We start from the raw sequence: 5,721 nt of genomic DNA, 5'->3' as shown, positions 1-5,721 counted from the left end.
TCGCCGCTCACCCTGCCTCGGCCGTTATGAAGCGGGCTCTAAGAAGCGGTCTTTCAGGTTCCTTTTCAAAGCACGATACACTACAGCCTAACCAAGCCTCATGGAGGCGGTTGGACCGTTGCCGCAACCGGCGGCTGTCGCCGGGTTCGGCCCAAACCGAACTCCGCCAGCGATGATTCATATGGCCAGATTAAGCCGCAGGCAGAATGGCCGCTTCCGGAAAGAAGCCCTCTAAAGCCGGATAGACGCTCACCTCGCCATCAATTTGGCGAGTAGGTCTTGACGAGCGTCACTGCCAAGGCTGGCCGCCAGCAAGCTGTTGCTAGATCAAGCGGCTAATCATCTGACTCTTCTCCTCATTCATCATCCGGTGACTGCCGAGCAGCATCCCGCTTGGCGCAGCCAAGCGCCTGGTACCTGAAGATGAATACCAGCGGCACCGTCGTGAAAGCCTTGGACGGGCGGATGCACCCAAACCCTCTAGCCGTCGTGGTCAGGTGAGTACACGCTCACGCATCCGTGCAGTTCGCCAGAGCCGAATCGGCTGGCGGGAGTTCGCTTCGCTGTCCCACGCTTGCGAGCACCAGGAGGCGGACGCAATCCATGAGTGACATTCCCACGGCCGCTGCAACTCGCCGCGGCCTTCTCACTCGTATCGGCCTCGCCGCAGGCGGCGCCGCAATGTACCAGGCGATGACCGCCCTCGGCGTGTCAGCCGCTTCCAGCTATACTGGCCCCATCCGCCTCGAAGGCGACCCCAAGGGTGCTTCCGTTCTTATTCTGGGCGCCGGCGTTGCGGGCATGGTTGCCGCGATGGAACTGCGCAAGGCCGGCTACCGCGTCCAGGTGCTGGAATACCGTGAGAAGGCTGGCGGCCGCGTCTGGACCCTGCGCGGCGGCGACCGCTACACCGAACTCGGGGGCGCGACGCAGGAGATCCGCTTCGATGAAGGCCAGTATTTCAATCCTGGTCCTTGGCGCATTCCCTATAATCACCGTGGCATCCTGGATTATGCCCACCGGCTGAACGTGCCGTTGGAGCCGTTCATTCAGGTCAACCACAATGCGATGGTCCATGGCGTTCAGGCCTTCAACGGCCGTCCGAAGCGCTATCGCGAGATCATGGCGGACTACCAAGGCGGCATTGCCGAGTTGCTCGCCAAGTCCACGCGGCAGGGCAAGCTGGACGAGATGATCACGAAAGAAGACGGCGAGATCCTCATCGAATCTCTTCGAAGCTTCGGAGCACTCGACCGCAATCTGAATTATGCGAAGAACGTGCTGACCTCCGACCGCCGCGGTTTCGAGAAAGACCCGGGTGGCGGATTGAGCGCCCGCCCCGTGCCGTCCGAACCGATGTCACTGAAGGACGTCCTCTCCTCTCGCGGCTGGTCGTATCTCGCCTCGGGTGCGCTCTATGAGTTCCAGATGACGATGTTCCAACCCGTCGGTGGCATGGACGTGATCGCGCAGGCCATGGCACGCGAATGCGGTGACATGATCCAGTACAACCGCAAGGTCGTCGGCATCCAGCAGGACGACCGCGGCGTCACCGTGGCCTTCGAGGAGACGAACCGCCCTGGAGCGGTACAGCAGGCCCACGCCGACTATTGCCTTGCCACGATCCCCCTCTCGATCCTGAGCCAGCTGGAGATGAATGTCAGCGGCCCGATGGCTGCCGCCATCCAGGCTGTGCCTTATGCCGCTTCGGTGAAGGTCGGCCTGCAGATGAAGCGCCGCTTCTGGGAGCAGGACGAGCACATCTACGCCGGCATCACCTATACCGATCTGCCGATCCGCATGATCCAGTACCCAGCCTATGGCTACGGCTCGCGCGGCAAGGGTGTCCTTCTCGGTGCCTATGCCTTCGGCCCCTATGCCTTCGAGTTCACAGCCCTGCCCCCGGAGGAGCGTGTCCGCCGGGCCGTGGAATGGGGCGCCCAGATCCATCCTCAGTATCGGGAGGAGTTCGACAACGGCGCCTCTGTCGGCTGGCATCGCGTTCCCTGGGCACTCGGCTGCAATGGCATATGGACCGATACGACGCGGGCGGAGCACTACGACAATCTGTGCGCGCTCGACAACCGTATCCTGCTGGCCGGCGAGCACGCCTCGTATATTCCCGCTTGGCAGGAAGGCGCCGTCCTTTCTGCTCTGGATGCCGTCTCCCGCCTCCATCGCCGTGTGGTGTCCACATGAACCGCTTTGCCATCGCCGCGACCGCGGCGGCTCTCCTCGCTCTCCCCGCCGCCGCGCAGCAGCCGCAATCACAACAGGATCCAGCCGCCGCAGGAGCGCCAGCCAGCGCGCAGCAGCGGAACGATGGCGCGGCGTCAGACAGCCACGGCTTCGTCTCCGCGACCCGCTTTGGCCAGCGTGAGGGCGCCGCGCTCTACGCCGCGACCTGTGCTGGCTGCCATATGCCCGACGGGCGTGGCGCCACCGGCGCAGGCCGCTATCCGGCACTCGCCGGCAATGAGAAGCTGGAGCAGGCCGGTTATCCCGCCAGCATCGTCCTCAACGGCCTGCGTGGCATGCCGGGCTTCGCGAACCAGATGGACGATGCGCAGGTTGCCGCCGTCGTCAACTACGTCCGCAGTAACCTCGGCAATCGCTACGTCGCCGATCCCGCAACCCCTGATGACGTGAAGGCCCTTCGCCAATGATCCGTGTGCTTACGCTTTCGGCCGCCCTTTGCGCGCTTGCCCTCCCGGCCGCCGCGCAGGACGTCACGCGCCATCGCACACCCGGCTCCAACTTCCCTATCGCCATGGCGGTGGAGATTCCCGCCGGCCGCACACAGGTCCTCGTCAGCGGCATGGTTCCGGCAGCGACGAATCAGGACGCCCCGCGCAATTCCACGGCCTCCTTTGGCGATACCCGCACGCAGACAAAATCCGTGCTCGATCGTATCGAGGCCGCGCTGCGCTCCATCGGCCTCGGCCTGGGCGATGTCGTGCGCATGCAGGTTTTTCTCGTCGGCGACCCGGATAAGGCAGGCCGCATGGACTTCGAGGGCTTCATGGCAGCCTATACTGAACGATACGGCACCGCGGCCCAGCCTAACCTTCCTGCGCGCTCCGTCATGCAGGTAGCAGGACTGGTGAACCCCGGCTGGTTGGTCGAGATCGAAGTAACAGCCGTTCGCCCCTAGGTCTCCCTCAGAAGGAGACACGGGGCTGTCAGGCTTGGCTCTGGCGAGAACGGTGAAGTTCAGCCGTGCCCCTCCTCGTGAACAGGGAGGGGCACCAGGGATCGTGCCTCATCGCATGCGGGCGAGGCAGCGCCCGCTTTGAGGCGTGCACTTGGGGCGTCTGAGTGTCTGAATCTGCAGCCTTCTCCGGCAGCACCCGGTACGGTAATCTTCCATCAGTGTGCCCGTTGGTTGGCTGCCCTGCGATTGCCGCGACTGACCGCTCAGCACCCAGAGCAGCCATTCGAACGGTTCAGCAGCTTTCTACCAAGCCGATGGCGACGAATGGCCGACAGGCCCTAACCGCTATGGCGCCACTGTTCCCGGCCACTGGTGGACCATACCGGGAACCAGGGCCAGTCCATCAGCCTGCTGCCACGCCTTCGAGCCTGAGCGCCAGCAGGCCGCCTTCCCATGGCTGCGGCATGTCACGCACCACAATCCCGCTATTCCCCATCACAGCACCCATGCCGGTCAGATCGCCCGCGTGACGCCACCATCCACCCGGAGGTTCTGGCCGGTAATGTAGCCCGCTCCGTCGGACGCCAGGAAGCTGATGGTCGCGGCGACCTCCTCGGCCCGGCCGTAGCGGCCCATCGGCACGCTCTGCCGCCGTTCCTCGGTGGCAGGCAGGCTGTCGATCCAGCCCGGCAGCACGTTGTTCATCCGCACGTTGTCGGCCGCATAAGTGTTGGCGAAGATCTTGGTATAAGCGGCCAGCCCTGCCCGGAACACGGCCGAAGTCGGGAACATGTCGCTGGGTTCGACGACCCAGGCCGTTGAGATGTTGATGATGGCGCCGCCGCCCTGCGCCTTCATGAGGGGTGCCACCAGCCGCACCGGCCGCACCACGTTCATGAAGTAGACGTCCATGCCCGCGTGCCACTGCTCGTAGGTGATCTCCAAGATGGGCGCCCGTGGGCCATGCCCGGCGCTGTTGACCAGCACGTCGACCCGGCCCCAGCGCTGCATCGTCTGATCCACCAGCCGCTCGAGATCCTCGGCGGACTGGTTTGAGCCGGTCACCCCGAGGCCGCCGAGTTCCCGCGCCAGCGCCTCGCCCTTGCCGGAGGAGGACAGGACCGCGACCTTGAACCCGTCCGCCGCGAGCCGCCGCGCCGTCGCGGCCCCCATGCCGCTGCCAGCCGCGGTGATGATGGCAACCTTCTCGCCCATGGTTTACCTCCTTGATTGGTCAGATGATGTGTCGGGCACGATTCCGGTCAGCATCGCTCACATAGCGGCTTACCCTGGCTACGGATTGCGATACCCTGCCAAACAATCTCTAAATCCGGCCAAACGTGATGCCCCTGCTCTCCTGCACCACGGAGCATGACCCAGACCAGACCGACCGCCCGGCGGTCGCACTGCGCCTCGATTTCAGGAACTACGTCCTGGAGATACCAATGCACCGGCACCGCAAGGGGCAACTGGTGCTGGCCCTGGAAGGTGCCGTCACCTGCACCGCCGCCAATGGCCTATGGGTGGTGCCGCCCCATCGCGGGGTGTGGATCCCGGGCGGCCAGCTTCACAGCAACCGTGCCACGCCAAACGCGCGCCTCTCCTACCTCTTTGTCGAGCCGGGCGCGGCCGCTCTGCCGGAGCAGTGCTGCACCATCACCGTCTCGGCGATGGTGCGGGAGATGATCCACCGTCTGGCGGACGCACCGCATGATTACGCGCCGGACGACCAGAACGGCCGGCTGGTGCGCGTGCTCCTCGACGAGCTGGCGCTGATGCCGAAGGAGCATCTCAATCTTCCCGTCTCCAATCATCCCAAGATCCGCCTGATCGCGGATGCCCTGACGGCCAATCCGGGCGACCGCAGCACGCTGGGGGAATGGGCGGCGCGCGTCGCCATGAGCGAGCGTTCGCTGACGCGGCTGATGCTGACAGAGACGAGGCTGAGCTTCGGGCGCTGGCGGCAGCAGTTCCACCTGGTTGTCGCGATGCGTGAGTTGGCGGGCGGCGCATCGGTGCAGCAGGTGGCGGGCGACCTCGGCTACGAGTCGGTCACCGCCTTCATCACCATGTTTAAGAAGGCATTAGGCCAGACGCCGAGCCGCTACTTCGCCAGGTCAGGCCGAGAGTAGAGACTCGCCTCAACACTAGGGCTCCACGGCGCCGCTACGGTGATCGTGCGGGCTCCTGGCGGCGTCTTCAAGAATCCTGTCGGGGCTGGAATGACTGCTGCCGGTCAGGCCATGTCATATTTAAATCCTCGCTAACACATAAGCCTTTAATTACGGAGTGACGCGCAGCGGGCACTCGGCCACTGCCGCAATCCGTCAGACAGGCGTAGTCCGGCCGCAGTGTTGGGCCGGTCGCCGCTGCAGCCCGGGTGGGTTGCAAAAGAGTCACCAAGACATAGTGCCGCATGCCGTTGGCGTGCCGCACAGCGTGCTAGACGAAGGTGGTCCCGTAGTGGCTTGGGTCATCACTCATGATGTTGGGCGCGATCAAAGCAACGTGCTCCGCACGGTTCTGTTGCGAACGGTGGTGCAGGGCAGAAGTGATACTGTAGAGCC

At 64.4% G+C, this 5,721-nt stretch carries 5 protein-coding genes; 4 read left to right on the top strand and 1 reads right to left on the bottom strand.

What is annotated here, in order from left to right:
• Nucleotides 1-603: 603 nt before the first annotated feature.
• From IBL25_RS23945 to IBL25_RS23935, 3 genes are read left to right on the top strand one after another with little or no spacing between them, the layout of a single operon-like run.
• Nucleotides 604-2,199: an NAD(P)/FAD-dependent oxidoreductase gene (locus IBL25_RS23945; RefSeq protein ID WP_187780981.1), complete on the top strand. Its 1,596-nt coding sequence runs from the start codon at nt 604-606 to the stop codon at nt 2,197-2,199.
• Complete coding sequence (locus IBL25_RS23940; RefSeq protein ID WP_187780980.1) at nt 2,196-2,666, top strand: c-type cytochrome; 471 nt, start codon at nt 2,196-2,198, stop codon at nt 2,664-2,666. The genes IBL25_RS23945 and IBL25_RS23940 overlap by 4 nt, the downstream gene beginning before the upstream one ends.
• Entirely contained in the window at nt 2,663-3,154 is a 492-nt protein-coding gene (locus IBL25_RS23935) for a RidA family protein (RefSeq protein ID WP_187780979.1), read from the top strand. Before IBL25_RS23940 ends, IBL25_RS23935 begins: the two co-directional genes overlap by 4 nt.
• Nucleotides 3,155-3,667: 513 nt before the next feature.
• Here IBL25_RS23935 and IBL25_RS23930 read toward each other — a convergent pair.
• The gene (locus IBL25_RS23930; protein ID WP_187780978.1) at nt 3,668-4,369 is read right to left on the bottom strand and encodes an SDR family oxidoreductase; all 702 of its coding nucleotides are present in this window, start codon (nt 4,367-4,369) and stop codon (nt 3,668-3,670) included.
• 128 nt (nt 4,370-4,497) lie between these two features.
• On the opposite strand from IBL25_RS23930, the gene IBL25_RS23925 reads away from it, so the two are divergent.
• A complete protein-coding gene (locus IBL25_RS23925) occupies nt 4,498-5,286 on the top strand; it encodes an AraC family transcriptional regulator (RefSeq protein ID WP_187780977.1) in 789 nt (262 codons plus the stop codon).
• Nucleotides 5,287-5,721: the final 435 nt, after the last annotated feature.

The organism is Pseudoroseomonas ludipueritiae (genome assembly GCF_014490445.1).
Taxonomy (GTDB): Bacteria; Pseudomonadota; Alphaproteobacteria; order Acetobacterales; family Acetobacteraceae; genus Pseudoroseomonas; species Pseudoroseomonas ludipueritiae.
The sequence above is the reverse complement of the archived record's forward strand: the minus strand, read 5'-3'. Positions and strand labels throughout refer to the sequence as shown.

What these genes read in the sequence shown, in the direction of transcription:
- IBL25_RS23945 (WP_187780981.1), top strand. Translation starts at nt 604, where the DNA reads ATGAGTGACATTCCCACGGCCGCTGCAACTCGCCGCGGCCTTCTCACT.
- IBL25_RS23940 (WP_187780980.1), top strand. Translation starts at nt 2,196, where the DNA reads ATGAACCGCTTTGCCATCGCCGCGACCGCGGCGGCTCTCCTCGCTCTC.
- IBL25_RS23935 (WP_187780979.1), top strand. Translation starts at nt 2,663, where the DNA reads ATGATCCGTGTGCTTACGCTTTCGGCCGCCCTTTGCGCGCTTGCCCTC.
- IBL25_RS23930 (WP_187780978.1), bottom strand. Translation starts at nt 4,369, where the DNA reads ATGGGCGAGAAGGTTGCCATCATCACCGCGGCTGGCAGCGGCATGGGG.
- IBL25_RS23925 (WP_187780977.1), top strand. Translation starts at nt 4,498, where the DNA reads ATGCCCCTGCTCTCCTGCACCACGGAGCATGACCCAGACCAGACCGAC.